Raw genomic sequence first — 21,712 nt, 5'->3', positions numbered from 1 at the left:
AGTGCCTCAACATCAACAGCTTCTATTCGCTACTGCACGCGCAGGTTGTGATCGGCGACTGGAAGGACGAGTACAACCACCACCGCCGGCACTCCTCGCTCGGCTACCTACCCCCAGCTGAGTACGCTCGACAGTGCACCCATCAAATGGAAACCGACGACTCACAGAACGTCCGGACCGAATGAAGGGGGCGGCTCATATGTACTGGTCGTGATCGCGCGAGCCGGGCAGCCAGTATGACCCGATAGACGCTGCCGCACACATCGTGAGGACAAGCCACGGGGGCCATTTGTGGACTGCCGCGAGTGCGAATGTCCAGAAGACCAGCCCGAGCAGAAACCACAACACGGTGCGTGGTGCCGTGATCTCGCCGATCGCGATATCGAGCATCGACAATGGCTTTGCCCATGTGTCCACGCCGAGGGTTCGAAGCAGCACGTACACCGCGCTCCACACGACATAGAGATAGGCGGTCCTTGTCAGTGTGGCCGCAGTGGCGCTGACCCCCTGGCGAACGCGCCGCGCGCCAAGCATCCCCGAAAGTAGAGCGAGCGTCGACAGGTGAAAGGGCCACAGCGTGTTGACAACTGCTGCCCAAGCAGCATTCGTACTCGTATCGTCCGCAAACGGTGCAAAGACAATGACCGTCACGTGCATGAGAACGATCATCACGACCGCAATGCCTCGAGCTGCGTCTATCCAGCCAGTTCTCCCGCTCATGGCCCCATGATCCCATCGGTTCGTGCTCAGCATAAAAGTCTGCGCTCGCGTCCTGTGGCCAGCTACTTCGCAGGATCCCCCCGATTAGTATCGGGGGATGCAGATTGAATCTCGGCGAGCTGCCAGAGCGGCCCGCGCGGGAGGCGAGTCGGCCAGGCGTAGGCGGAATCATGGGCGTGCGTGGCTCATCGTAGCCCTCATCGCCATCGTTCTTCTCGGGGCGGTTTCGTGGCTCGCCTTCCGCGCGCTCACGGTGAAGACCGACTTGGAAGCCGCACAAGCACTTGTCTCCAATCTTGACGACGGACTGCCACTGGATGAGCGACTCGCGGAGGTCGGGGCCCTCGCGCAGAGCGCCAGCACCGCGTCAAACGACCCACTCTGGCGGGCGGCCGAGTTTGTTCCGCTGGCGGGAGAGAACCTTCGGGCAGTCCGGCTCGCCAGCGAGATGCTCGATATGCTCGCCAACAATGTCGCCACCCCGATTCTCGCGCTGAAGAGTGAGCCTGCTGGGGGATCGTTGATCGCCTCGATGCTGCCGATCCTTGAGGAGCGAACGCCAGCGATCGCTCAGCTTTCGGATGAGATCGAAGCCGTGCGCGCATCCACGGCCCTCGTTGGGCCCGTCCGATCCGGTCTCGACCAGATCGGTGAAATCACTTCGTCAGCTGTGCCGCTGCTCGAAGTCGCCCCGGATCTTCTCGGCGCCGACGGGCCGAAGTCCTACCTGCTTGTCTTCCAAAACAACGCCGAGTCCTTGCCGCTGGGGGGCAGCGCCGCCTCGCAGACTCTCATCTCCGTGGACGCTGGCAACCTTGCGATCGTGCAGCAGGCCAGCAGCGCCTCTTTTCAGGAGGGTATACCTGTCGATGTTGCTGTCGATCAGAGTGCGCTCGACCTCTACAGTCGCTATCTGATCGACCACGTCAATACCGCGACCAGCAGGCCAGACTTTCCGACGGCGGCGCAGATCATCCGCGCTTTTTGGAACCGTGACATTAATCCGTCGCACGTCGACGGTGTCATTTCGATCGACCCCATCGCGCTCGGGCGGATATTGCTATCCACAGGGCCGATCGTTGTCGGAGACGTCGAGGTCAATAGCGGGAACGCCGTCCCCGTGCTGTTGAGCGATGTGTATCGCTGGTGGAACCCCTACGCGAGCCCTGCGGAAGCCCTTAAGTCTGATGCCTTTTTCGCCGGGGTTGCGGAGACTGTATTCGCGAAGCTGTCCTCGGGTGAGTTCGATCTGAAGGACATGGCATGGGCCGTGAACGAAAGCATCGCCCAGGGCGACATCATGGTGTGGACCGACGACCCCGAGGTGGGGCAATTTCTCGCGGGGCAACGTGTAGCGGGGACGCTCCCGACAGATAATTCTCTGTCCACCGCAGTGGGAGTCTTCTTTCGCGACACCTCGGCGTCGAAGATCGATTACTACATGAATTCTGGTGTCACCTTGGCGATGTCGTGCGATGCCGGGCTGGCGACCTTTTCCGCTTCCGTGCAGCTGCATCTCGACATCTCACAGGAAGATGCGAACCGCCTCCCGCCGTACGTGAAGAGCGCGCCATGGGGCTCGTCGAAGTTCCGCACGGAAGTGTTCATCTACGGCCCACCGGGCACGACGTTCGTCGAGGCATCGGTCGACGGTCGCGATCTGCAGCCCACACGCACCGATATCACCGATCTGGGGCGACCCGTCGCGGCATTCGAGGTCTTTCTCAAACCCAGCGAGTCAGGAACCGTCACGGCGAGCTTCGCCGGCGCCGGAGAGTTTGGGCCTCTCGAGTTGCGCTCGACGCCGATGATTCGGACGACCCAGGCCACAATCGAGGGCGGATGCACGGGCTAAGCTCTCCCGCAGGGCGGCGACGGCTGTCCGGGATTGTCCGAGTCGCTGTGGGGGCGGGGTGGATTGCAAGGCGAAATGCGTGAATACCATAGCTTGGTGGGAGGGGCACGCTATCGGCCGGCGCTCCAGGGGAGGCGTCAAGGGTGGCAACCGCGAACGTGAAGCAGGCTACGAAGAAGCGAAAGACGGGCTGGCGCGCTACGAGCGGCGCCGCGCCGCGCGTCATTCGAGCCAGACGGTCTGCTCGTGACTGGCCCGCCCGCTACGCGGGACGGCTCGTCTACACCGACGTGGTTGTCATCATCCTCGTTCTCTCGGTCTTCGGCTTCACAGGAGTGAACCTACCCGCCGAAGACCTGACGTGGGAGGGTGGGCCCCGTGTGCCGTACTGGGCCGCGCTCACCTTTGTTGGTGTGGTCTGGGTAATCATGCTTAGCCTCTTCGAAACGCGTGAGCGGCACATCGTGGGTAACGGGGTCACCGAGTATCGGCGAATTGTCAACGGGACGATCGCCGTCTTCGCCGGCGTCGTCACTCTCGCCTTTTTCCTTCGTATTGATGCAGCGCGTTCCCTTTTCCTGGTCGCTCTTCCGACCGGAGCCGTGCTGCTCATCGCGTCGAGGTGGGCGTGGAGACAGTGGTTGCGCAGCCGTCAACGCCGGCTCCAGTACGTCTACCGTGCAATCGTGCTAGGCGAGCCAGCAAAGGTCGCCCACATCATCGACTCGATCCGCCGTGCGCAGGGAACAGGCTTCGATCTCGTGGGTGTCGTGACAAATCACCGGGGAACGTCCGAGATCGGCGGGATCCCGGTGGTGGGCCGGTTCGACACGGTACTCACGGCCATGGATGCCGCGGACGCCGATACCGTGATCGCAGCCGGTTCCGACGAGCTCAACCCGGCGCTCCTTCGCCGAATCGGTTGGGCCGTTGCAGACCGCGACGCGAACCTGGTGGTCGCGCCGGTGCTGACAGACGTCGCGGGGCCGCGCATCCATTCCCGCCCCGCGGCGGGCCTTCCGCTCGTCCACGTCGAGTATCCGACGCTGGAAGGATGGCGCCGCTTCGCGAAACGCTCGTTCGACATCATCGCATCGTCCGTGCTTATCGTGATCTTCTCGCCGATCTTGATTGGCACTGCCATCGCCGTCAGAGTCGATTCACCCGGCGCGGTCTTCTATCAGCAGACCCGGGTCGGCCGGGGTGGCCGCCCTTTCGGGATGATCAAGTTCCGTTCGATGAATGCCAACGCCGACGATCAACTTGCGAGCCTGCTCGATTTGCAGGGAACGACTGACCAGCCGCTCCACAAGGTCGTTGACGACCCGCGGATCACGAAGGTCGGCCGCTTCATTCGCAAGCACTCGATCGACGAGATTCCGCAGTTGTTCAACGTGTTCCTCGGCGCGATGAGTCTGGTGGGCCCGCGCCCGCAGCGCCCCGCCGAAGTCGCCCTCTACGATGACGATGCGCACCGTCGGCTTCTCGTCAAACCCGGCATGAGTGGTCTCTGGCAAGTGAGCGGCCGATCCGCCCTTTCCTGGGAAGACGCGATCCGGCTGGATCTCTACTACGTGGAGAACTGGTCGTTCACGCAGGACATCCAGATCCTCTTCCGCACCATTCGCGCGGTGGTGGCTCCCGGTGACAGTGCGCACTGATCGGGAGCTCAAGCTCCCCTCGACGAGCGGCCCCCGTCATGCGATCGTCGCCGCGTTTTCCGCGGTCTACGGTGTTTTTCTGGCGTTCGTTGCGTTCTGGCCGAGCCCGGTCGACAAACCCGTTGCGTCGCTACTCGACCGTGTGATTGCCGAGCTCCACGAGCGCGGAGTACCCGGCTTCATCGACTACGCGTTCATCGAGTTCTGCGCCAACATCGTCCTGTTCATCCCTGCGGGGCTCGTCTTCGGGCTGATCGTGCCGGTCAGGTTCACTCTGATCGCTCTGCTCCTCGGCCCGGCGCTATCGGGGGCCATCGAGATGGGGCAACACTTCTTGCTCTCGGCCCGCTACGCGACCGTGGCGGACGTCGTGGCGAACTCGCTGGGGGCGACGATCGGCGTGCTCATTGCCGCCACGATTCGTGCGATCGTGGCTGTGAGAGACGAGAAGGTCATTGCGCGCCATGTGGCGCAACGCACGGCTTCGGAGGGGGAGCTCCAGTCACAGCGAACCGCTTCTAGAACCCCCGGCGCGCAACCATTCTGAGCACACTCTTGGCTCGAACCCATCACCGTGACCGCTTTACCCCCGGAAGGACTTCTATGTCCACGCACGCATTCCCGCGACGGCTTGTCTGCCTCTCCCTGCTGGCCGTGCTTGCGCTCACGGCGTGCACGGCGCCGGCGGAGGAACCAGCAGCCAGTTCTTCTCCGACGCCAACTGCTCAGGCGCCCCAGCCAGTTGAGCTGCCCCGCGTCGCGCTAGCGCGTGCGGGGGTCGGGTCATGGTCACTGGCGGATGGCACGGCGCTCGCGGCCGTTCTCCCTGAGGTCGGTGATGCAGCGGCGGGTTCGGTAGCGCTTCGCATCGATGCCCCCGTAGTGGATGCGGAAGCGGCCACAGCCGCTCAGGTGACTGTTGCCGCGGCGCCCGGGGACTCGCTCGACGTCTCTTTTCAAGTTCGTGCTCTCACTTCACTTCCCGCCGCGGTGCCGGCCGCGGTCATCATCGCGGGCAAGCGGATCGACCTGCCGGAGCTTTCCGCGCGCTGGGTCACGGTGGAGGAGCAGCTGACGGTGCCTGCCGATGCCACCGAGGTGACGGTGCAGATCGTGGTTGATGCGGCTGTCAGCGGTGTGAGCTTCGACGACTTCTCGGTCACCGGCTCCACGGGGGGCAATCTTGTTCCCAACCCCTCTTTCGAGGAAACGACGGCGAGCGCGGGTATCGTCAGCGACTCTCTTGTGATGAACACAGGCACCGCAGCGGTGGCGGTGGCGTTGGCTCCCGGGGCGGCAACATGGACGGCGCAGCGCGGTGACGAAGTCATCGCGGGAGAAGCGACCTTGGCCGGGGCCGTCTCAGCTGTACCGCTCGCCGGTATACAACAGGGATACTTCGATTTCACCGTCACAGACAGCGTGGGGTCGTCGATAACAACTCCGATCGCTGTTGTCGATGCGGAAGGCTATGGCATCGCCCCCGATTCGCGCTTCGGCGTTGGGCTTCACGTTGAGAATGAGATCTACGCCGGCGCGGCACGCTACGCGGGCTCGCTGGGGCTCGCTGAGGCGCGAAACGACATCCTCTGGCACCTCAACGAAAAGGTGCGCGGCCAGTATGACTGGGACGCGGCCTACGTGCGGGAGTTCACGCGGCTGCACGTCAACGGCTTGAAGGTCATGGGGATCGTCAATTACGGCAACACGCTGTACGGCAGCACCGAAGTGACCCCTGACAACGATGAAGCGATCGCGGCATACGGGCGCTATGCGGCGGCGATCGCGCAACGCTTTGACCTCGTCGGGCTTGAAGTCTTCAACGAGTTCAATCACGAGCGCTTTAACAAGGCAGGATGCGGCACCGCCCCGTCCTGCTACGTTCCCCTGCTGCGGTCCGTTCACGACAACGTGCGCGCCGTAGCGCCGGATCTCCCGATCGTGGCCGGGTCCACGGCAAACTATGACGCACCGTGGTTCGACGGGCTCTGGCAAGCCGGGGGGATGGACTACGCCGACGCGGCGAGCTATCACCCCTACCAAATCGTCACGAACCCGACGGCGTTGGCCGACATCATTGCCACGTCGCGCGCGAGCATGCAGGCGTACTCGGGGCGGACGATCCCGATCTGGATCACCGAGCTGGGGTCGCCGTCGAAGTCGGGCACGGCTTCACTCATCGAACAATCCGACTTTGCATTCAAAGCATCTGTCACCGCGCTGGGCAACAACGTCGAGAAGTTCTTTTGGTACGATCTGATCAACGACAGCCCCGACCCGGCCGAGCACGAAGGAAACTTCGGTCTCTTCTTCCAGCCGATCCCCGGTGTGACAGCGCTGCCCCCAAAACCTGCGGCAATGACGGTTGCATTGGTGATCAACAACCTCGCGGGGAAGGACCTGGTCGTTGCGGAGCAGCTCTCCACCGCCGTGGCCTCCTACGCCTTTGGTGCCGGCGATGATCTCGTCACGTTCGCCTGGGCGCCGAGCGGCCCCACAACGGTGAGCATGCCCGCGTCGGGTGACGTTCAGGTGACCTCCGCTGATGGCCGAGTGACGACCGTTGTGCCGGTTGCTGGTGTAGCCGAAGTGCAGATCCCCCAGAATGGGGTGATCCTGCAGATTCTTCCGTAGCGGGCGCATCCTCCCTCAGGCCTTCCACTGCCCCAGCAAAGTCGCAACAATGAGCGTGTCAGCGTAGGCGAACAGAAACGAGTAGGCATGGGAATCGACGATGTGGTCAACCAGGGGAAAGCGTTCCTCGAGCAGAACAAGGGCAAGATCGACGAGGCGCTGAAGTCTGAACAAGCCGAAGGCATCAGCGACAGCGTCCTGGACGCTGCTGCCGAGTTCGTCAAGAAGGTCGCTCCGGACAGCGTCGATGCCAAGGTCGACGGCGTGCGCGACAGCCTCGACAAAGCTGTCGGTACCGAATAGCGGACGTCGCCGCGGAGGGGCCGGGAGTGCTTCCCGGCCCCTCCGTCGTGCGAGAGCTGACCATTCGCCGAGCGCGACACGCCCGAGTTTGCGACACGCCCGGGGGACACGTAGACTAGACCAGTTCCACATTCCAGCGCTTCGGCGCGGGATCACTGTCACGACAGTGCATAGGCGGCGCGAGAGCGCAGGGTCCTAGGCCGCGGGCAGTCAGAACACCACAACCCCACTCCCACCTGGCAACAGGTTCCGCATGCGTGCGGATGAGTGGGAATGACACCAGAACAGCGGTGCAGCATCCCTCGCAACCGCGCGGGAAAGTGCCCGGCACACCACCCCTGTGCCACGTGCGTCCGATGCCCAATGAGGTATGACGCGAGAAGAGAGAGAGCAGACAATGGCGGGACAGAAGATCCGCATTCGCCTGAAGTCGTATGACCACGAGGTCATCGACACGTCGGCGCGCAAGATCGTCGACACGGTGACCCGCGCAGGCGCGACGGTTGTGGGCCCCGTGCCCCTTCCGACCGAGAAGAACGTCGTGTGCGTCATCCGGTCGCCCCACAAGTACAAGGACAGCCGCGAGCACTTCGAGATGCGCACCCACAAGCGCCTCATCGACATCATCGACCCGACGCCCAAGGCCGTCGACTCGCTGATGCGTCTCGACCTCCCGGCTGACGTCAACATCGAGATCAAGCTCTGAGGCTCGCGATGACTGACATCAACTCCAAGATTTCCAAGGGACTCCTGGGCACCAAGCTCGGCATGACCCAGGTCTGGGATGAGAACGGCAAGCTCGTTCCCGTCACCGTGATCGAGGTTGCACCGAACGTCGTCACCCAGGTTCGCACCCCCGAGCGCGACGGCTACAAGGCCGTGCAGATCGCCTACGGGCAGATCGACCCGCGCAAGGTCAACCAGCCCCTGACGGCTCACTTCGAGGCCGCCGGCGTGACCCCGCGCCGTCACCTCACCGAGGTGCGCACGGCGGATGCCGGTGACTACACGCTGGGCCAGGAGCTCACCGTCGACGCCACCTTCGAGGCCGGCCAGCTGGTCGACGTCGTCGGCACCAGCAAGGGCAAGGGCACCGCGGGTGTCATGAAGCGTCACAACTTCAAGGGCGTCTCCGCTTCGCACGGTGCGCACCGCAACCACCGCAAGCCCGGCTCGATCGGCGCATCGTCGACCCCCAGCCGCGTCTTCAAGGGCATGCGCATGGCCGGCCGTATGGGTGGCGAGCGCGTGACCGTCATGAACCTCACGGTCCACGCCATCGACGCCGAGAAGGGCCTGCTGCTCGTCAAGGGCGCCGTCCCGGGTGCTCGTGGCCGCATCGTTTACGTCCGCAACGCAGTGAAGGGTGCCTGAACATGGCTGACTCCACTCTCTCGCTCGACGTCCTGAAGGCCGACGGCAAGAAGGCAGGCTCCGTGGAGCTGCCCGCCGCCATCTTCGACGTCAAGACGAACATCCCCCTCATCCACCAGGTCGTCGTCGCGCAGCTCGCGGCGGCTCGCCAGGGAACCCACTCGACCAAGCGTCGCGGTGAGGTCTCGGGTGCCGGCCGCAAGCCCTTCAAGCAGAAGGGCACCGGTAACGCCCGTCAGGGCTCGATCCGCGCGCCGCACATGACCGGTGGTGGCATCGTCCACGGACCGAAGCCGCGTGACTACTCGCAGCGCACCCCCAAGAAGATGATCGCCGCGGCCCTGCTGGGCTCGCTCAGCGACCGTGCTCGCGGTGGCCGTCTGCACGTCATCGAATCGCTCGCGATCGAGGGTGCCCCCTCGACCAAGGCTGCATCGGTCGTCATGTCGACGCTCGCCGCGACCAAGAACGTCATGATCGTCATCGAACGCGGTGACGAGATCACGGTCAAGAGCGTGCGCAACCTCGACTTCGTGCACGTGCTGAACTTCGATCAGCTCAACGCCTACGACGTGCTCGTTTCCGACGACATCGTCTTCACCAAGTCCGCCTTCGAAGCATTCGTCGCTTCGAAGACCGGCGCGACCGAGGAGGTCTCCGCATGACCACCGCACACGCCGCTCTGAACAAGGACCCGCGCGACATCATCCTGAAGCCGGTCGTCTCCGAGAAGAGCTATGGGCTCATCGACGAGGGCAAGTACACCTTCCTGGTGGACCCGCGCTCCTCGAAGACCGAGATCAAGCTTGCGATCGAGAAGATCTTCGACGTCAAGGTCGCCGCGGTCAACACGCTCAACCGCACGGGCAAGGCGCGTCGCACGCGCTTCGGCACGGGAAAGCGCAAGGACACCAAGCGCGCCATCGTGACCCTGCGCTCGGGCACCATCGACATCTTCACGGCAGTCGGCTGACGGTCGGGATAGAGGACAACCAACATGGCTATTCGCAAGTACAAGCCCACGACCCCCGGTCGTCGCGGTTCGTCGGTGGCGGACTTCGCTGAGATCACCCGATCGACGCCCGAGAAGTCGCTGCTGCGCCCGCTTTCCAAGACCGGTGGCCGCAACAACCAGGGCCGCATCACGACCCGTCACATCGGTGGTGGCCACAAGCGCCAGTACCGCGTGATCGACTTCCGTCGTCACGACAAGGACGGCGTCAACGCCAAGGTCGCTCACATCGAGTACGACCCCAACCGCACCGCGCGCATCGCGCTCCTGCACTACTTCGACGGTGAGAAGCGCTACATCCTCGCACCGGCGAAACTGCAGCAGGGCGACGTCGTCGAGTCGGGCGCCTCGGCTGACATCAAGCCGGGCAACAACCTCCCGCTGAAGAACATCCCGACGGGTACCGTCATCCACGCCATCGAGCTCCGCCCCGGTGGCGGCGCGAAGCTGGCACGTTCGGCCGGCACCTCGGTGCGTCTGGTCGCCAAGGATGGCAACTTCGCTCAGCTGCGTCTCCCCTCGGGCGAGATCCGCAACGTCGATGCGCGCTGCCGCGCGACCATCGGCGAGGTCGGCAACGCCGAGCAGTCGAACATCAACTGGGGTAAGGCCGGCCGTATGCGCTGGAAGGGCGTCCGCCCGACCGTCCGTGGTGTCGCGATGAACCCGGTCGACCACCCGCACGGTGGTGGTGAGGGTAAGACCTCCGGTGGTCGTCACCCCGTCTCTCCTTGGGGCCAGGCTGAGGGTCGCACCCGCCACGCCAACAAGGAAAGCGACAAGTACATCGTCCGCCGCCGTAACGCCGGCAAGAAGCGTAAGTAGGAGTAGAGGAAGATGCCTCGCAGTCTCAAGAAGGGCCCCTTCGTCGACGAGCACTTGCTTCGCAAGGTCGTTGTTCAGAACGAAGCCGGTACCAAGAACGTCATCAAGACCTGGTCACGTCGCTCGATGATCATCCCGGCCATGCTGGGTCACACGATCGCCGTGCACGACGGACGCAAGCACATCCCCGTGTTCGTGTCCGAGACCATGGTCGGTCACAAGCTGGGCGAATTCGCGCCCACCCGCACCTTCCGCGGCCATGAGAAGGACGACAAGAAGGGTCGCCGCCGCTAACGCGGGGCGTACCCAGAGAGGACAGAGGAGGAGACAAATGGTGGATTCCATCGCACGCGTCAAGCACATTCGCGTGACCCCTCAGAAGGCTCGTCGTGTCGTCGCGCTCATCAAGGGCAAGCAGGCTCAGGAGGCCTTGGCCATCCTGAAGTTCGCCCCGCAGAGCGCCAGCGAGCCGATCTACAAGCTCGTCGCTTCGGCTATGGCCAACGCCCGCGTCACCGCGGACAAGAACGGCGAGTTCCTGGACGAGCAGGACCTGTACGTGGCGAATGCCTACGTCGACGAGGGCGCGACGCTCAAGCGTTTCCGCCCCCGTGCACAGGGCCGCGCGTTCCAGATCAAGAAGCGCACGAGCCACATCACGATCGTGCTCGCGACCCCTGAGGTCGCAACCGCACCCTCGACCGACAAGAAGGCGAGCAAGTAATGGGACAGAAGGTAAACCCGTACGGCTTCCGCCTCGGTATCACCACTGACCACGTGTCGCGTTGGTTCTCCGACTCGACGAAGCCCGGTCAGCGTTACGCCGACTACGTGGCTGAGGACATCAAGATCCGCAAGCTCCTGCAGACGCAGCTCGACCGCGCCGGCGTGAGTGGGATCGAGATCGAGCGCACGCGTGACCGTGTCCGTGTCGACATCCACACCGCCCGCCCGGGCATCGTGATCGGCCGCCGCGGCGCCGAGGCCGAGCGCATCCGCGCCGACCTCGAGAAGCTCACCGGCAAGCAGATCCAGCTGAACATCCTCGAGGTCAAGAACCCCGAGGCCGACGCTCAGCTCGTCGCGCAGGGCATCGCCGAGCAGCTTTCTGCTCGTGTGGCGTTCCGTCGGGCGATGCGCAAGGGTCTGCAGGGCGCTCAGCGCGCCGGCGCCAAGGGCATCCGGATTCAGGTCTCGGGCCGTCTCGGCGGCGCCGAGATGAGCCGCTCGGAGTTCTACCGCGAAGGCCGTGTGCCCCTGCACACCCTGCGCGCGAACATCGACTACGGCTTCTACGAAGCCAAGACCACCTTCGGTCGCATCGGCGTGAAGGTCTGGATCTACAAGGGCGACCTCACCAACAAGGAGCTCGCACGCGAGCAGGCGAACGCGCCGAAGGCGCCCCGTGGTCGCGATGACCGTGGTGGCGACCGTCGTCGTGGCCCCCGCAGCGACGCACCCGTCGCAGAAGGAGCATCGGCATAATGCTTATTCCCCGCAAGGTCAAGTACCGCAAGCAGCACCACCCCGGCCGTTCCGGCCAGGCGACCGGTGGCACGAAGGTCTCGTTCGGCGAGTACGGCATCCAGGCGCTCACGCCTGCGTATGTCACCAACCGCCAGATCGAGTCCGCTCGTATCGCCATGACCCGTCACATCAAGCGTGGTGGAAAGGTGTGGATCAACATCTACCCCGACCGTCCGCTGACCAAGAAGCCGGCCGAAACCCGCATGGGTTCCGGTAAGGGTTCGCCGGAGTGGTGGGTTGCCAACGTCAAGCCGGGTCGCGTCCTCTTCGAGGTCGCCGGTGTCAGCGAAGAGCTCGCACGTGAGGCTCTGACCCGTGCAATTCACAAGCTGCCGCTGAAGGCACGCATCATCAAGCGCGAGGAGGGCGACGCGTAATGTCTGTCGGAACCAAGACGCTCGCACCGAGCGAGCTCGACACGTTCGAGGACCAGCGCCTCGTCGAGGAGCTGCGCAAGGCCAAGGAAGAGCTGTTCAACCTGCGCTTCCAGTCGGCCACCGGCCAGCTCGAGAGCCACGGCCGCATTCGCGCCGTCAAGCGCGACATCGCGCGGCTCTACACCGTGATCCGTGAGCGCGAGCTGGGCATCCGTGCCACGCCCGCTCCGGTCGAGGTAGCGACGAAGGCGAAGAAGACCAAGGCCAAGAAGGCGGATGCCGCCGACGTGGCCGAGAAGGAAGAGGCCGAGTAATGGCTGACGCAACTGAGAAGAAGGCGCCCGTCAAGAAGGCGCCCGCTGCCCCCAAGGCACCCGCCGCCAAGAAGGCTCCGGCCAAGAAGGCTCCGGCCGCCCAGGTCGACACCGTCGTGGAGACGCCCGTCGTCGCCGCCGGTCACGAGCACGGTGCCAACGACGTCCGCGATGCGGACGCTCGTGGCTACCGCAAGTCGCGTCGCGGCTACGTGGTCAGCGACAAGATGGACAAGACGATCGTCGTCGAGGTCGAAGACCGCGTGAAGCACCCGCTTTACGGCAAGGTCATCCGCCGCACGTCGAAGGTCAAGGCGCACGACGAGGCGAACACCGCCGGCATCGGCGACCTCGTTCTCATCAACGAGACCCGGCCGCTGAGCGCCACCAAGCGGTGGCGTCTGGTCGAGGTCCTCGAGAAGGCGAAGTAAGAAATGATTCAGACTGAGTCCCGCATCAAGGTTGCCGACAACACCGGCGCCAAGCAGCTGCTCACGATTCGCGTGCTCGGTGGGTCCAACCGCCGCTATGCCGGTCTCGGCGACATCATCGTCGCGACCGTCAAGGATGCCATCCCCGGTGGCAGCGTGAAGAAGGGTGACGTGGTCAAGGCCGTCGTTGTCCGCACCGTCAAGGAGACCCGTCGTCCCGACGGTTCTTACATCAAGTTCGATGAGAACGCCGCCGTGATCCTGAAGAACGACGGGGAGCCCCGCGGCACCCGCATCTTCGGACCCGTCGGTCGCGAACTTCGTGACAAGAAGTTCATGAAGATCGTGTCGCTCGCACCGGAGGTGATCTGACCTCATGGCCAAGATCAAGAAGGGTGACCTGGTTCAGGTCATCACAGGCAAGAAGCAGGACAAGGGCGGCGACCGCGGCAAGCAGGGCAAGGTTCTCGACATTCTCGTCGAGAAGAACCGTGTCATTGTCGAGGGCGTCAACTACGTCACGAAGCACACGCGCGTGGGCCAGTCCCAGCGCGGCACGAAGACGGGCGGCATCGAGACGATGGAAGCCCCGATTCACATCTCCAACGTCGCCATCGTCGACCCCTCGACCAAGAAGCCGACCAAGGTCGGACACCGCGTCGAGGAGCAGACGAAGGATGGCGTGAAGCGCACCGTCCGTGTGCGCTACGCGAAGAAGAGCGGTAAGGACCTCTGATGAGCACCACCACTGCCGCGGAGACTGGCAAGATCCAGCCCCGCCTGAAGCAGAAGTACCAGGGCGAGATCAAGAAGGCTCTGCAGGAAGAGTTCGGGTACCCGAACGTCATGCAGATCCCCGGGATCGTCAAGGTCATCGTCAACACCGGTGTCGGTGAGGCAGCTCGCGACTCCAAGGTGATCGATGGTGCGGTCGACGATCTCACCAAGATCACCGGCCAGAAGCCGATCGTGACGAAGGCCCGCAAGTCCATCGCGCAGTTCAAGCTGCGTGAAGGACAGCCCATCGGCGCGCACGTCACCCTCCGTGGTGACCGCGCGTGGGAGTTCCTGGATCGCCTCGTGAACCTGTCGCTTCCCCGCATCCGTGACTTCCGTGGCCTGTCGCCGAAGCAGTTCGACGGCAACGGCAACTACACGTTCGGTCTGCAGGAGCAGTCGGTCTTCCACGAGATCAACCAGGACAAGATCGACCGCGTCCGCGGCTTCGACATCACGATCGTCACGACGGCGAAGACGGATGACGAAGGTCGTGCGCTGCTGCGTCACATCGGCTTCCCGTTCAAGACGGACGACGCCAAGTAAGACCCCCATTGAAGGTCGGCTGCCGTGTAACGGCATCCGAAACCGCATGAACAAAGGAAACAACTCATGACAATGACAGACCCGGTCGCAGATCTGCTGACCCGTCTGCGCAACGCGAACTCGGCGCATCACGACTCTGTGTCGCTGCCGAGCTCCAAGCTCAAGACCCACATCGCGGAGATCCTGCAGCAGGAGGGCTTCATCGCCTCCTGGGAGGTCTCGGACGCACGGGTCGGCCAGACGCTGACCCTGACGCTCAAGTACGGCCCGAACCGCGAGCGGTCGATCGTCGGCATCAAGCGCGTCTCCAAGCCCGGCCTCCGCGTCTACGCGAAGTCCACTGAGCTCCCCACGGTCCTCGGTGGCCTGGGCGTCGCGATCCTGTCCACCTCCTCTGGCCTCCTCACGGACCGTCAGGCTGACCAGAAGGGCGTCGGCGGGGAAGTCCTCGCCTACGTGTGGTGATCTGACATGTCGCGTATTGGACGTCTTCCCATCGACATCCCCGCCGGAGTGACCGTTTCGGTCGACGGCCAGAATGTCGCAGTCAAGGGCCCCAAGGGTGAGCTGACGCTCGCCGTGGCCAAGCCCATCGAGGTTCAGGTCGAGGAGAGCCAGGTTCTGGTCTCGCGTCCCGACGACGAGCGCGAATCGCGTTCGCTGCACGGACTCACCCGCACCCTGATCAACAACAACATCATCGGCGTCACCACGGGTTACACCAAGGGCCTCGAGGTCGTCGGTACCGGTTACCGCGTCGCACAGAAGGGTACGGCGGTCGAGTTCGCTCTCGGCTTCTCGCACCCGGTTCTGATCGAGGCTCCGACCGGCATCACGCTGACCGTCGAGGGCAACAACAAGGTGACCGTCGCGGGCATCGACAAGCAGGCTGTCGGCGAGGCAGCTGCGAACATCCGCAAGATCCGTAAGCCCGAGCCCTACAAGGGCAAGGGTGTGCGGTACGCCGGCGAGGTCGTTCGTCGCAAGGCCGGAAAGAGTGGTAAGTAATCATGGCTGTTAAGTCGAAGAGCGACGCACGTACGCGTCGTCACCTGCGTCTTCGCAAGAAGGTCGTGGGAACCGAGGCGCGTCCGCGCCTGGTCGTCAACCGTTCGGCTCGCCACGTCTTCGTCCAGCTCGTGGACGACAGCAAGGGCGTGACCGTGGCATCCGCTTCGACGCTCGAAGCAGACCTGCGCGTGTTCGACGGTGACAAGACCGCCAAGGCCCGCAAGGTCGGCGAGCTCGTCGCCGAGCGTGCGAAGGCTGTCGGCGTCGAGGATGTCGTGTTCGACCGCGGTGGCAACCGCTACGCGGGACGTGTCGCGGCGATCGCCGAGGGCGCCCGCGAGGGAGGTCTGAACCTGTGAGCGATGCAACTGTGAATGTGGAGAACACCGAAGTGACCGAGCAGCCTGCTGTCGTCGCCGAGGCACCCGTCGAGCGTGAGCGTGAGCCGCGTCGCGGTGGCCGCGAGCGCAGCCAGACCCGCGACCGCGGTGGCCGTGACGCCGAGAAGAGCCAGTTCCTCGAGCGCGTCGTGACCATCAACCGCGTGTCGAAGGTCGTCAAGGGCGGTCGTCGCTTCAGCTTCACGGCGCTGGTCGTCGTGGGCGATGGCAACGGACTCGTCGGCGTCGGCTACGGCAAGGCCCGCGAGGTGCCCCTGGCCATCTCCAAGGGTGTTGAAGAGGCCAAGCGCAACTTCTTCCGCGTGCCCCGCTCCGGCTCCACCATCCCGCACCCCGTGCAGGGTGAGGCCGCTGCCGGTGTCGTCCTTCTCCGTCCGGCCTCCTCGGGTACCGGTGTTATCGCCGGTGGCCCGGTGCGTGCCGTGCTCGAGTGCGCCGGCATCCACGATGTGCTCTCGAAGTCGCTCGGTTCGTCGAACACGATCAACATCGTGCACGCGACCGTCGCCGCTCTGAAGCAGCTCGAGGAGCCCCGTGCCGTCGCCGCCCGTCGTGGTCTCGACTTCGACCAGGTGGCTCCGGCCCGTCTGATCCGCGCCGAGGCTGACGCCGCGGCCGCTGCAAAGGTAGGTGCCTGATGGCTGCCCGTCTGAAGGTGACCCAGGTCAAGTCCAAGGTGAGCGAAAAGCAGAACCAGCGTGACACGCTGCGTTCGCTCGGTCTGAAGCGGATCAACGACTCCGTCGTTCGTCCGGATGACGCGCAGACGCGCGGCTACATCAAGACCGTCGCGCACCTCGTCAAGGTTGAGGAGATCGACTAATGGCTGAGAAGGCCACGAAGGCGACCGAAGAGGTCGTCGAGAAGAAGGCCCCCGCCAAGAAGCCGGCCGCCAAAAAGGCGCCTGCGACGAAGGCTGCGGCTCCGAAGAAGGAATCTGAGACCAAGCGTCCCGGCGTCCTGAAGGTCCACCACCTGCGTCCGGTCCCCGGGTCCAACAAGGCCAAGACCCGCGTGGGTCGCGGTGAGGGCTCGAAGGGCAAGACCGCCGGTCGCGGCACCAAGGGTCAGAAGGCCCGTTACCAGGTGAAGGCCGGCTTCGAGGGTGGGCAGATGCCCCTCCACATGCGTACACCGAAGCTGCGCGGGTTCAAGAACCCGTTCCGCGTCGAGTACCAGGTGGTCAACCTCGACAAGCTCGCCGAGCTGTACCCGACGGGAGGCGACGTCACCATCACGGACCTCGTCGCCAAGGGCGCCGTGCGCAAGAACGAGAAGGTCAAGGTGCTCGGCACCGGCGACATCTCGGTCAAGCTCACCGTGTCGGTCGACAAGGTCTCGGGTTCGGCCAGCGAGAAGATCATCGCCGCGGGCGGTTCGATCAAGTAATCCACGGCAGGGGCCGGCCCGATCTCGATTCGCTCGAGAACCGGTGCCGGTCCCTGTTGCCGTACGCTGGGAAACGGTGCTCCCGAAGCACCCGCCACCCGCAGGCGGAAATCCCACTGGAGGAAATTCCTTTGTTCAGCGCTATTGCGCGGGTCTTCCGCACCCCGGACCTCCGGCGGAAGATCGGCTTCACCCTGGCCATCATCGCGATCTATCGTCTCGGCGCGCACGTGCCGGCGCCGTTCGTGAGCTTCCCGAATGTCCAGTCGTGCCTCGACCAGACCGGTTCCGCCAGCGAGGGCCTGCTCTCGCTCGTGAACCTGTTCTCGGGCGGCGCGCTTCTGCAGTTGTCGATCTTCGCGCTCGGCGTCATGCCGTACATCACCGCGACGATCATCGTCCAGCTGCTGCGCGTGGTGATCCCGCACTTCGAGACCCTCTACAAGGAGGGCCAGTCGGGCCAGGCGAAGCTGACGCAATACACGCGTTACCTCACGATCGCGCTGGCGCTCCTGCAGTCGACGACGCTCGTGACCGTCGCACGGTCCGGCCAGCTGTTCGGTTCGACGAACATCGCCGAGTGCAACGCGCTGCTGACCAACACCGCCTGGTGGGCGCAGCTGCTGATGATCATCACGCTGACCGCCGGTACCGGCCTCATCATGTGGTTCGCCGAGCTCGTCACCGAGCGTGGCGTCGGCAACGGCATGTCGATCCTCATCTTCACCTCGATCGCCGCGACCTTCCCGGCCGCGATGTGGTCGATCCAGCAGGCGCGCGGCTTCGAGGTCTTCCTCCTGGTGCTCGCTGTCGGCGTGATCGTCGTGGCGCTCGTCGTCTTCGTCGAGCAGTCGCAGCGGCGTGTGCCGGTGCAGTACGCCAAGCGGATGGTGGGACGCCGCACGCTCGGCGGCACGAACACCTACATCCCGATCAAGGTGAACATGGCCGGCGTCGTGCCCGTCATCTTCGCCTCCTCGCTGCTGTACATTCCCGCGCTGATCGCCCAGTTCAACCAGACTCCGGATGCCGACGGCAACATCCCCGGATGGGTCAGCTGGATCCAGGCGAACTTCACGACCGGCGACCAGCCGCTGTACATGCTCACGTACTTCCTGCTGATCATCGGCTTCACGTACTTCTACGTCGCGATCACCTTCAACCCGGTTGAGGTCGCCGACAACATGAAGAAGTACGGCGGGTTCATCCCCGGCATCCGTGCCGGGCGCCCGACGGCCGAGTACCTCGACTACGTGCTCACCCGCATCACGTTGCCCGGCTCGATCTACCTGGGTCTCATCGCCCTGCTCCCGCTGATCGCCCTGGCGACCGTCGGTGCCAACCAGAACTTCCCGTTCGGTGGCGCGTCGATCCTCATCATCGTCGGCGTCGGCCTGGAGACCGTCAAGCAGATCGATGCGCAGCTGCAGCAGCGCCACTACGAAGGGCTCCTGCGATGACCGCCGCTCGCCTCCTGATCATCGGACCGCAGGGCTCCGGCAAGGGGACGCAGGGCGTCCGCATCGCCGAAGCCTTCGGGATTCCGGCTGTGTCGACCGGAGATGTCTTCCGGGCGAACGTGAAGGACGGCACGGACCTCGGGCTCCAGGTGCAGGCCATCATCGAGGCCGGAGATCTCGTCCCCGACGAGCTCACCTCGGCGATCGTGCGCGATCGCCTCGCGCAGGACGACGCTGCCGCGGGATTCCTGCTCGACGGGTATCCGCGCAACCTCGGTCAGGTCGGTGACCTCGACGGGTTCCTCGAGGGCCGCGGCGAGCCGCTCACGGCCGTCATCGAGCTCTCTGTGCCGCGCGACGAGTCGATTCAGCGCCTGTCGCTGCGCGCCGCCGAGCAGGGCCGCGCCGATGACAACGAAGAGTCCATCGCCAAGCGCCTCGCTATCTATGAATCCGAGACCGCACCTATTCTCGACGTCTACCGCTCGCGCGGGATTGCGGTGGAGATCGACGGTGTCGGTTCGCTCGACGAGGTGTTCGAACGCATCATCGCGGCGCTATCCGCACGCGGCATCACGGCGTGATGGGGCTTCGTCGCTCGATCTACAAGACGCCCGCGCAGCTGCGGTCGATGGTGGAGCCGGGTCTGATCACGGCAGCATCCCTCGACGCGGTGCGGGCGCTGATCGCTCCCGGTGTGACCACGGGGGAGTTGGATGCCGCGGCGTTCGACGTCATCCGCTCGCGCGGCGCGGAGTCGAATTTCCAGCTCGTGCGCGGCTATCGCCACACGACCTGCATCTCGGTCAACGACCAGGTGGTCCACGGCATCCCCGGCTCGCGTGTCCTCGAGCCCGGCGACATCGTCTCGATCGATTCGGGCGCGCAGTACCAGGGGTGGAACGGCGACTCGGCGACGACGATCGTCGTTCCCGGCGGCGACCCGGTCGTGGCGTCTTCGCGGCAGCGGCTGTCGGATGTGACGGAGGGCTCCCTCTGGGCGGGGATCGCGGCGCTCGCGTCGGCTCGCCGCGTCGGCGAGGTCGGTGACGCCGTGCAGAGCTACATCGACGCGCAGGGGGAGTACGGCATCCTGCGCGACTACGTCGGCCACGGCATCGGCCGCAAGATGCACGAGGCGCCCACGGTCTTCAACTACCACGTGTCCGATCCCGGCGCCGAAGTGAAGCCGGGCCTGTGCCTGGCGATCGAGCCGATGGTGACCGCCGGATCCGACGCGACGTTCGTCGAAGACGACGACTGGACCGTATCCACGGTCGACGGCAGCGACGGCGCGCATTGGGAGCACAGCGTCGCGGTGCACGAGACCGGCATCTGGGTACTGACCTCGCCCGACGGCGGCGCGGCCGCTCTCGCCCCCTTCGGCGTGACCCCGGTCCCCGTCCCCTAACCCCGCGCGCGCTCCGGCGTGCGATACTCCCTCGCTGCGGTGTCGCCTGAGTAATTCCTGCAGGCCCGCGCCCGCTGCGCCACGCATACCCGGATTTCGGTGGTGTCCTCGCCGTCAGGCGCGAGTCCCGCAGGAGTTCTTCAGGGAGAGCACCCGAGAGACACCGCGCCGCGTCGATGGGCCCCGCAGCGGGCGCCTCGACTGCCGGTGGTTCAACGCGCCGCGCTGTCACTGCGCCGCGGCCTGAATATCTCCTGCGCGACAGCCCTCGGCGGGGTGATAGCCGCGGAAATCCGGGCGCTCATCCGCCGAGCGGTGCGTGGCTGCAGGAATTGTTCAGGCGTACGGTGCGTGGCTCGCGAGGAACACCGCGGTGGGGCTCGCTGTGCTCGTTGGCGTGACCTCCTGGATAACTCCTGCGGGCTCGCCCCGCATTGGTGGCACAACAGCGGGATTCCCACGGGTCGCTCCCGGTCCAGTCCGCCAGCTGCAGGAGTTATTCAGGTGGAGGGTGACTGCCCGGTGACCTAGCGCCGTTCACGGGGAATGCATAGCGGGGGATGAGGGAAGATAGAGGAGATAAGCGGCGGCGCGAGAAGAAGGCACACGAACATGGCACAGGCAGCAGCGGGCAAGACCAACTGGTTCGCGATCTGGGTGAGTGTGGCCGTCGTCGCCATCGTCGCTCTCGTGATCGCCCTCGTCGTGTGGATGAACAACTCCGCGAACGACCCCGGCACCCTGCCGACCGGATCCGGCATCGATCAGACGACCGGCGCGATCATCGTGGGGGAGGGCGAGCAGTCCCTCGACACCTACATCGACTTCATGTGCCCGATCTGCGGCCAGTTCGAGCAGACCTACGGCGGTGAGATCCTCGACCTCGTGAACGCCGGCACGATCACGCTGAACATCCACCCGATCGCGATCCTCGACCGCTACTCGCAGGGCACGGCGTTCTCCACACGCGCGGCGAATGCCATGTACTGCGTCGCTGAAGCCGATCCGGATGCCGCGGTCCCCTTCATGCAGGCGATGTTCGAGGAGCAGCCCGAAGAGAACTCCGCCGGCCTCACCGACGAACAGATCCTGGAGATCGCCTCCGGCGTCGGTGTCGAGGGCATCGAGTCTTGCGTCAGTGACGGCACCTACACCGATTTCGTGACCGCGATGACCCAGAAGACGCCGGTCCAGCCGGGCTCGTCGGGCATCGGTACGCCCACGCTCGCCGTCAACGGTGAGGTCATCTCGAACTCGACGATCCCGGCGACGGGCCAGTTCGCCACGCTCTTCAACTGAGCGGATGCGGTGGTTTGCCGCATCCTCCACTATCACGTACACTAGATCTTTGGTGCGTTGCGCCTCCATTGGCGTGTCATTGCACCGAACCCCAACATCCACCGCAGACCGACCGGTCTGCCCAGCGTTAGCGAGCGTATGGCGAAAAAAGACGGAGTCATCGAGATCGAGGGTGTGATCTCCGAGGCCCTGCCCAATGCGATGTTCCGCGTTGAGTTGAGCAACGGACACAAGGTCCTCGCGACGATTTCCGGCAAGATGCGGCAGAACTACATCCGCATCATTCCCGAGGACCGTGTCGTCGTGGAGCTCTCGCCCTACGACCTCACCCGCGGGCGCATCGTCTACCGATACCGCTAGGCCGGTCGAGAAGTAACGAGCGGAC

Annotated in this window: 32 protein-coding genes; 31 read left to right on the top strand and 1 reads right to left on the bottom strand. The window is 64.6% G+C overall.

Going from position 1 to position 21,712, the window contains the following annotated elements; all coding sequences use genetic code 11:
* The coding region (locus N4R40_RS06415) for an integrase core domain-containing protein (protein WP_261606535.1) at nucleotides 1-185 on the top strand (185 nt) is incomplete at its 5' end.
* Between the two features lie 10 nt (nucleotides 186-195).
* Here N4R40_RS06415 and N4R40_RS06410 read toward each other — a convergent pair.
* Nucleotides 196-720 (bottom strand): acyltransferase family protein, encoded by a 525-nt coding sequence (locus N4R40_RS06410; RefSeq protein ID WP_324291876.1) that lies wholly within the window; start codon nucleotides 718-720, stop codon nucleotides 196-198.
* Nucleotides 721-817: 97 nt separating this feature from the next.
* On the opposite strand from N4R40_RS06410, the gene N4R40_RS06405 reads away from it, so the two are divergent.
* The 30 genes from N4R40_RS06405 to infA all read left to right on the top strand — a co-directional run bounded on the left by N4R40_RS06405 (nucleotide 818) and on the right by infA (nucleotide 21,687).
* Complete coding sequence (locus N4R40_RS06405; protein WP_261606533.1) at nucleotides 818-2,575, top strand: DUF4012 domain-containing protein; 1,758 nt, start codon at nucleotides 818-820, stop codon at nucleotides 2,573-2,575.
* A 143-nt stretch (nucleotides 2,576-2,718) separates the two neighbouring features.
* Nucleotides 2,719-4,236 (top strand): sugar transferase, encoded by a 1,518-nt coding sequence (locus N4R40_RS06400; protein ID WP_261606532.1) that lies wholly within the window; start codon nucleotides 2,719-2,721, stop codon nucleotides 4,234-4,236.
* Nucleotides 4,220-4,783, top strand: coding sequence for a VanZ family protein (locus N4R40_RS06395; RefSeq protein WP_261606531.1), 564 nt, complete (start codon nucleotides 4,220-4,222; stop codon nucleotides 4,781-4,783). Before N4R40_RS06400 ends, N4R40_RS06395 begins: the two co-directional genes overlap by 17 nt.
* A 56-nt stretch (nucleotides 4,784-4,839) precedes the next feature.
* On the top strand, nucleotides 4,840-6,870 hold the full coding sequence (locus N4R40_RS06390; RefSeq protein ID WP_261606530.1) for a glycosyl hydrolase: 2,031 nt from the start codon (nucleotides 4,840-4,842) through the stop codon (nucleotides 6,868-6,870).
* Between the two features lie 87 nt (nucleotides 6,871-6,957).
* Nucleotides 6,958-7,173 carry an Rv0909 family putative TA system antitoxin gene (locus tag N4R40_RS06385; protein WP_261606529.1) on the top strand — a complete coding sequence of 72 codons (216 nt, stop codon included), beginning with the start codon at nucleotides 6,958-6,960 and terminating at the stop codon, nucleotides 7,171-7,173.
* A gap of 397 nt (nucleotides 7,174-7,570) precedes the next feature.
* Nucleotides 7,571-7,879 carry a 30S ribosomal protein S10 gene (rpsJ, locus tag N4R40_RS06380; protein ID WP_005050520.1) on the top strand — a complete coding sequence of 103 codons (309 nt, stop codon included), beginning with the start codon at nucleotides 7,571-7,573 and terminating at the stop codon, nucleotides 7,877-7,879.
* A gap of 8 nt (nucleotides 7,880-7,887) precedes the next feature.
* Nucleotides 7,888-8,547 (top strand): 50S ribosomal protein L3, encoded by a 660-nt coding sequence (gene rplC / locus N4R40_RS06375; RefSeq protein WP_261606528.1) that lies wholly within the window; start codon nucleotides 7,888-7,890, stop codon nucleotides 8,545-8,547.
* 2 nt (nucleotides 8,548-8,549) lie between these two features.
* Nucleotides 8,550-9,212, top strand: coding sequence for a 50S ribosomal protein L4 (gene rplD / locus N4R40_RS06370; protein WP_261606527.1), 663 nt, complete (start codon nucleotides 8,550-8,552; stop codon nucleotides 9,210-9,212).
* Nucleotides 9,209-9,520 (top strand): 50S ribosomal protein L23, encoded by a 312-nt coding sequence (rplW, locus tag N4R40_RS06365; RefSeq protein WP_261606526.1) that lies wholly within the window; start codon nucleotides 9,209-9,211, stop codon nucleotides 9,518-9,520. The genes rplD and rplW overlap by 4 nt, the downstream gene beginning before the upstream one ends.
* A gap of 24 nt (nucleotides 9,521-9,544) precedes the next feature.
* Nucleotides 9,545-10,384 carry a 50S ribosomal protein L2 gene (gene rplB / locus N4R40_RS06360; protein WP_261606525.1) on the top strand — a complete coding sequence of 280 codons (840 nt, stop codon included), beginning with the start codon at nucleotides 9,545-9,547 and terminating at the stop codon, nucleotides 10,382-10,384.
* 12 nt (nucleotides 10,385-10,396) lie between these two features.
* Nucleotides 10,397-10,678: a 30S ribosomal protein S19 gene (gene rpsS, locus N4R40_RS06355; RefSeq protein ID WP_017201589.1), complete on the top strand. Its 282-nt coding sequence runs from the start codon at nucleotides 10,397-10,399 to the stop codon at nucleotides 10,676-10,678.
* Nucleotides 10,679-10,715: 37 nt separating this feature from the next.
* Entirely contained in the window at nucleotides 10,716-11,108 is a 393-nt protein-coding gene (gene rplV, locus N4R40_RS06350) for a 50S ribosomal protein L22 (protein WP_261606524.1), read from the top strand.
* Nucleotides 11,108-11,869 carry a 30S ribosomal protein S3 gene (gene rpsC, locus N4R40_RS06345; protein ID WP_261606523.1) on the top strand — a complete coding sequence of 254 codons (762 nt, stop codon included), beginning with the start codon at nucleotides 11,108-11,110 and terminating at the stop codon, nucleotides 11,867-11,869. The genes rplV and rpsC overlap by 1 nt, the downstream gene beginning before the upstream one ends.
* Nucleotides 11,869-12,288 carry a 50S ribosomal protein L16 gene (rplP, locus tag N4R40_RS06340; RefSeq protein WP_056223975.1) on the top strand — a complete coding sequence of 140 codons (420 nt, stop codon included), beginning with the start codon at nucleotides 11,869-11,871 and terminating at the stop codon, nucleotides 12,286-12,288. The genes rpsC and rplP overlap by 1 nt, the downstream gene beginning before the upstream one ends.
* A complete protein-coding gene (rpmC, locus tag N4R40_RS06335) occupies nucleotides 12,288-12,602 on the top strand; it encodes a 50S ribosomal protein L29 (RefSeq protein WP_298740515.1) in 315 nt (104 codons plus the stop codon). The genes rplP and rpmC overlap by 1 nt, the downstream gene beginning before the upstream one ends.
* 116 nt (nucleotides 12,603-12,718) lie before the next feature.
* Nucleotides 12,719-13,033, top strand: a complete 315-nt coding sequence (gene rpsQ / locus N4R40_RS06330) for a 30S ribosomal protein S17 (protein WP_261606541.1) — start codon at nucleotides 12,719-12,721, stop codon at nucleotides 13,031-13,033.
* A gap of 3 nt (nucleotides 13,034-13,036) precedes the next feature.
* Nucleotides 13,037-13,405, top strand: a complete 369-nt coding sequence (gene rplN, locus N4R40_RS06325) for a 50S ribosomal protein L14 (RefSeq protein WP_261606522.1) — start codon at nucleotides 13,037-13,039, stop codon at nucleotides 13,403-13,405.
* 4 nt (nucleotides 13,406-13,409) lie between these two features.
* Nucleotides 13,410-13,769 (top strand): 50S ribosomal protein L24, encoded by a 360-nt coding sequence (gene rplX, locus N4R40_RS06320; RefSeq protein WP_261606521.1) that lies wholly within the window; start codon nucleotides 13,410-13,412, stop codon nucleotides 13,767-13,769.
* Nucleotides 13,769-14,356 carry a 50S ribosomal protein L5 gene (gene rplE, locus N4R40_RS06315; protein ID WP_261606520.1) on the top strand — a complete coding sequence of 196 codons (588 nt, stop codon included), beginning with the start codon at nucleotides 13,769-13,771 and terminating at the stop codon, nucleotides 14,354-14,356. The genes rplX and rplE overlap by 1 nt, the downstream gene beginning before the upstream one ends.
* Before the next feature lie 66 nt (nucleotides 14,357-14,422).
* Nucleotides 14,423-14,821, top strand: coding sequence for a 30S ribosomal protein S8 (rpsH, locus tag N4R40_RS06310; protein ID WP_261606519.1), 399 nt, complete (start codon nucleotides 14,423-14,425; stop codon nucleotides 14,819-14,821).
* 6 nt (nucleotides 14,822-14,827) lie between these two features.
* On the top strand, nucleotides 14,828-15,364 hold the full coding sequence (gene rplF / locus N4R40_RS06305; protein WP_261606518.1) for a 50S ribosomal protein L6: 537 nt from the start codon (nucleotides 14,828-14,830) through the stop codon (nucleotides 15,362-15,364).
* Between the two features lie 2 nt (nucleotides 15,365-15,366).
* Nucleotides 15,367-15,726 (top strand): 50S ribosomal protein L18, encoded by a 360-nt coding sequence (gene rplR, locus N4R40_RS06300; protein ID WP_261606517.1) that lies wholly within the window; start codon nucleotides 15,367-15,369, stop codon nucleotides 15,724-15,726.
* Nucleotides 15,727-15,758: 32 nt separating this feature from the next.
* Nucleotides 15,759-16,406, top strand: coding sequence for a 30S ribosomal protein S5 (rpsE, locus tag N4R40_RS06295; protein ID WP_261606540.1), 648 nt, complete (start codon nucleotides 15,759-15,761; stop codon nucleotides 16,404-16,406).
* Complete coding sequence (gene rpmD / locus N4R40_RS06290) at nucleotides 16,406-16,591, top strand: 50S ribosomal protein L30 (RefSeq protein ID WP_020098644.1); 186 nt, start codon at nucleotides 16,406-16,408, stop codon at nucleotides 16,589-16,591. The genes rpsE and rpmD overlap by 1 nt, the downstream gene beginning before the upstream one ends.
* Nucleotides 16,591-17,157 (top strand): 50S ribosomal protein L15, encoded by a 567-nt coding sequence (rplO, locus tag N4R40_RS06285; RefSeq protein ID WP_261606516.1) that lies wholly within the window; start codon nucleotides 16,591-16,593, stop codon nucleotides 17,155-17,157. Before rpmD ends, rplO begins: the two co-directional genes overlap by 1 nt.
* A 131-nt stretch (nucleotides 17,158-17,288) precedes the next feature.
* Nucleotides 17,289-18,617 (top strand): preprotein translocase subunit SecY, encoded by a 1,329-nt coding sequence (gene secY / locus N4R40_RS06280; protein WP_261606515.1) that lies wholly within the window; start codon nucleotides 17,289-17,291, stop codon nucleotides 18,615-18,617.
* Complete coding sequence (locus N4R40_RS06275; protein WP_261606514.1) at nucleotides 18,614-19,201, top strand: adenylate kinase; 588 nt, start codon at nucleotides 18,614-18,616, stop codon at nucleotides 19,199-19,201. Before secY ends, N4R40_RS06275 begins: the two co-directional genes overlap by 4 nt.
* Nucleotides 19,201-20,028, top strand: coding sequence for a type I methionyl aminopeptidase (map, locus tag N4R40_RS06270; protein WP_261606539.1), 828 nt, complete (start codon nucleotides 19,201-19,203; stop codon nucleotides 20,026-20,028). Before N4R40_RS06275 ends, map begins: the two co-directional genes overlap by 1 nt.
* 612 nt (nucleotides 20,029-20,640) lie before the next feature.
* The gene (locus tag N4R40_RS06265; protein WP_261606513.1) at nucleotides 20,641-21,327 is read left to right on the top strand and encodes a DsbA family protein; all 687 of its coding nucleotides are present in this window, start codon (nucleotides 20,641-20,643) and stop codon (nucleotides 21,325-21,327) included.
* 138 nt (nucleotides 21,328-21,465) lie between these two features.
* Nucleotides 21,466-21,687, top strand: a complete 222-nt coding sequence (infA, locus tag N4R40_RS06260; RefSeq protein WP_017201569.1) for a translation initiation factor IF-1 — start codon at nucleotides 21,466-21,468, stop codon at nucleotides 21,685-21,687.
* Nucleotides 21,688-21,712 lie beyond the last annotated feature (25 nt).

It is taken from the genome of Microbacterium memoriense, from assembly GCF_025398275.1.
GTDB classification, from domain to species: Bacteria; Actinomycetota; Actinomycetes; order Actinomycetales; family Microbacteriaceae; genus Microbacterium; species Microbacterium memoriense.
Note: the sequence above shows the minus strand (reverse complement) of the source record. Positions and strands in the feature narration are given on the sequence as shown.

Excerpts from the sequence above, each read along its gene's own strand:
- N4R40_RS06410 (WP_324291876.1), bottom strand. The coding sequence starts at position 720 with ATGAGCGGGAGAACTGGCTGGATAGACGCAGCTCGAGGCATTGCGGTC.
- N4R40_RS06405 (WP_261606533.1), top strand. The coding sequence starts at position 818 with ATGCAGATTGAATCTCGGCGAGCTGCCAGAGCGGCCCGCGCGGGAGGC.
- N4R40_RS06390 (WP_261606530.1), top strand. The coding sequence starts at position 4,840 with ATGTCCACGCACGCATTCCCGCGACGGCTTGTCTGCCTCTCCCTGCTG.
- N4R40_RS06385 (WP_261606529.1), top strand. The coding sequence starts at position 6,958 with ATGGGAATCGACGATGTGGTCAACCAGGGGAAAGCGTTCCTCGAGCAG.
- rpsJ (WP_005050520.1), top strand. The coding sequence starts at position 7,571 with ATGGCGGGACAGAAGATCCGCATTCGCCTGAAGTCGTATGACCACGAG.
- rplC (WP_261606528.1), top strand. The coding sequence starts at position 7,888 with ATGACTGACATCAACTCCAAGATTTCCAAGGGACTCCTGGGCACCAAG.
- rplD (WP_261606527.1), top strand. The coding sequence starts at position 8,550 with ATGGCTGACTCCACTCTCTCGCTCGACGTCCTGAAGGCCGACGGCAAG.
- rplW (WP_261606526.1), top strand. The coding sequence starts at position 9,209 with ATGACCACCGCACACGCCGCTCTGAACAAGGACCCGCGCGACATCATC.
- rplB (WP_261606525.1), top strand. The coding sequence starts at position 9,545 with ATGGCTATTCGCAAGTACAAGCCCACGACCCCCGGTCGTCGCGGTTCG.
- rpsS (WP_017201589.1), top strand. The coding sequence starts at position 10,397 with ATGCCTCGCAGTCTCAAGAAGGGCCCCTTCGTCGACGAGCACTTGCTT.
- rplV (WP_261606524.1), top strand. The coding sequence starts at position 10,716 with ATGGTGGATTCCATCGCACGCGTCAAGCACATTCGCGTGACCCCTCAG.
- rpsC (WP_261606523.1), top strand. The coding sequence starts at position 11,108 with ATGGGACAGAAGGTAAACCCGTACGGCTTCCGCCTCGGTATCACCACT.
- rplP (WP_056223975.1), top strand. The coding sequence starts at position 11,869 with ATGCTTATTCCCCGCAAGGTCAAGTACCGCAAGCAGCACCACCCCGGC.
- rpmC (WP_298740515.1), top strand. The coding sequence starts at position 12,288 with ATGTCTGTCGGAACCAAGACGCTCGCACCGAGCGAGCTCGACACGTTC.
- rplN (WP_261606522.1), top strand. The coding sequence starts at position 13,037 with ATGATTCAGACTGAGTCCCGCATCAAGGTTGCCGACAACACCGGCGCC.
- rplX (WP_261606521.1), top strand. The coding sequence starts at position 13,410 with ATGGCCAAGATCAAGAAGGGTGACCTGGTTCAGGTCATCACAGGCAAG.
- rplE (WP_261606520.1), top strand. The coding sequence starts at position 13,769 with ATGAGCACCACCACTGCCGCGGAGACTGGCAAGATCCAGCCCCGCCTG.
- rpsH (WP_261606519.1), top strand. The coding sequence starts at position 14,423 with ATGACAATGACAGACCCGGTCGCAGATCTGCTGACCCGTCTGCGCAAC.
- rplF (WP_261606518.1), top strand. The coding sequence starts at position 14,828 with ATGTCGCGTATTGGACGTCTTCCCATCGACATCCCCGCCGGAGTGACC.
- rplR (WP_261606517.1), top strand. The coding sequence starts at position 15,367 with ATGGCTGTTAAGTCGAAGAGCGACGCACGTACGCGTCGTCACCTGCGT.
- rpmD (WP_020098644.1), top strand. The coding sequence starts at position 16,406 with ATGGCTGCCCGTCTGAAGGTGACCCAGGTCAAGTCCAAGGTGAGCGAA.
- rplO (WP_261606516.1), top strand. The coding sequence starts at position 16,591 with ATGGCTGAGAAGGCCACGAAGGCGACCGAAGAGGTCGTCGAGAAGAAG.
- N4R40_RS06275 (WP_261606514.1), top strand. The coding sequence starts at position 18,614 with ATGACCGCCGCTCGCCTCCTGATCATCGGACCGCAGGGCTCCGGCAAG.
- map (WP_261606539.1), top strand. The coding sequence starts at position 19,201 with ATGGGGCTTCGTCGCTCGATCTACAAGACGCCCGCGCAGCTGCGGTCG.
- N4R40_RS06265 (WP_261606513.1), top strand. The coding sequence starts at position 20,641 with ATGGCACAGGCAGCAGCGGGCAAGACCAACTGGTTCGCGATCTGGGTG.
- infA (WP_017201569.1), top strand. The coding sequence starts at position 21,466 with ATGGCGAAAAAAGACGGAGTCATCGAGATCGAGGGTGTGATCTCCGAG.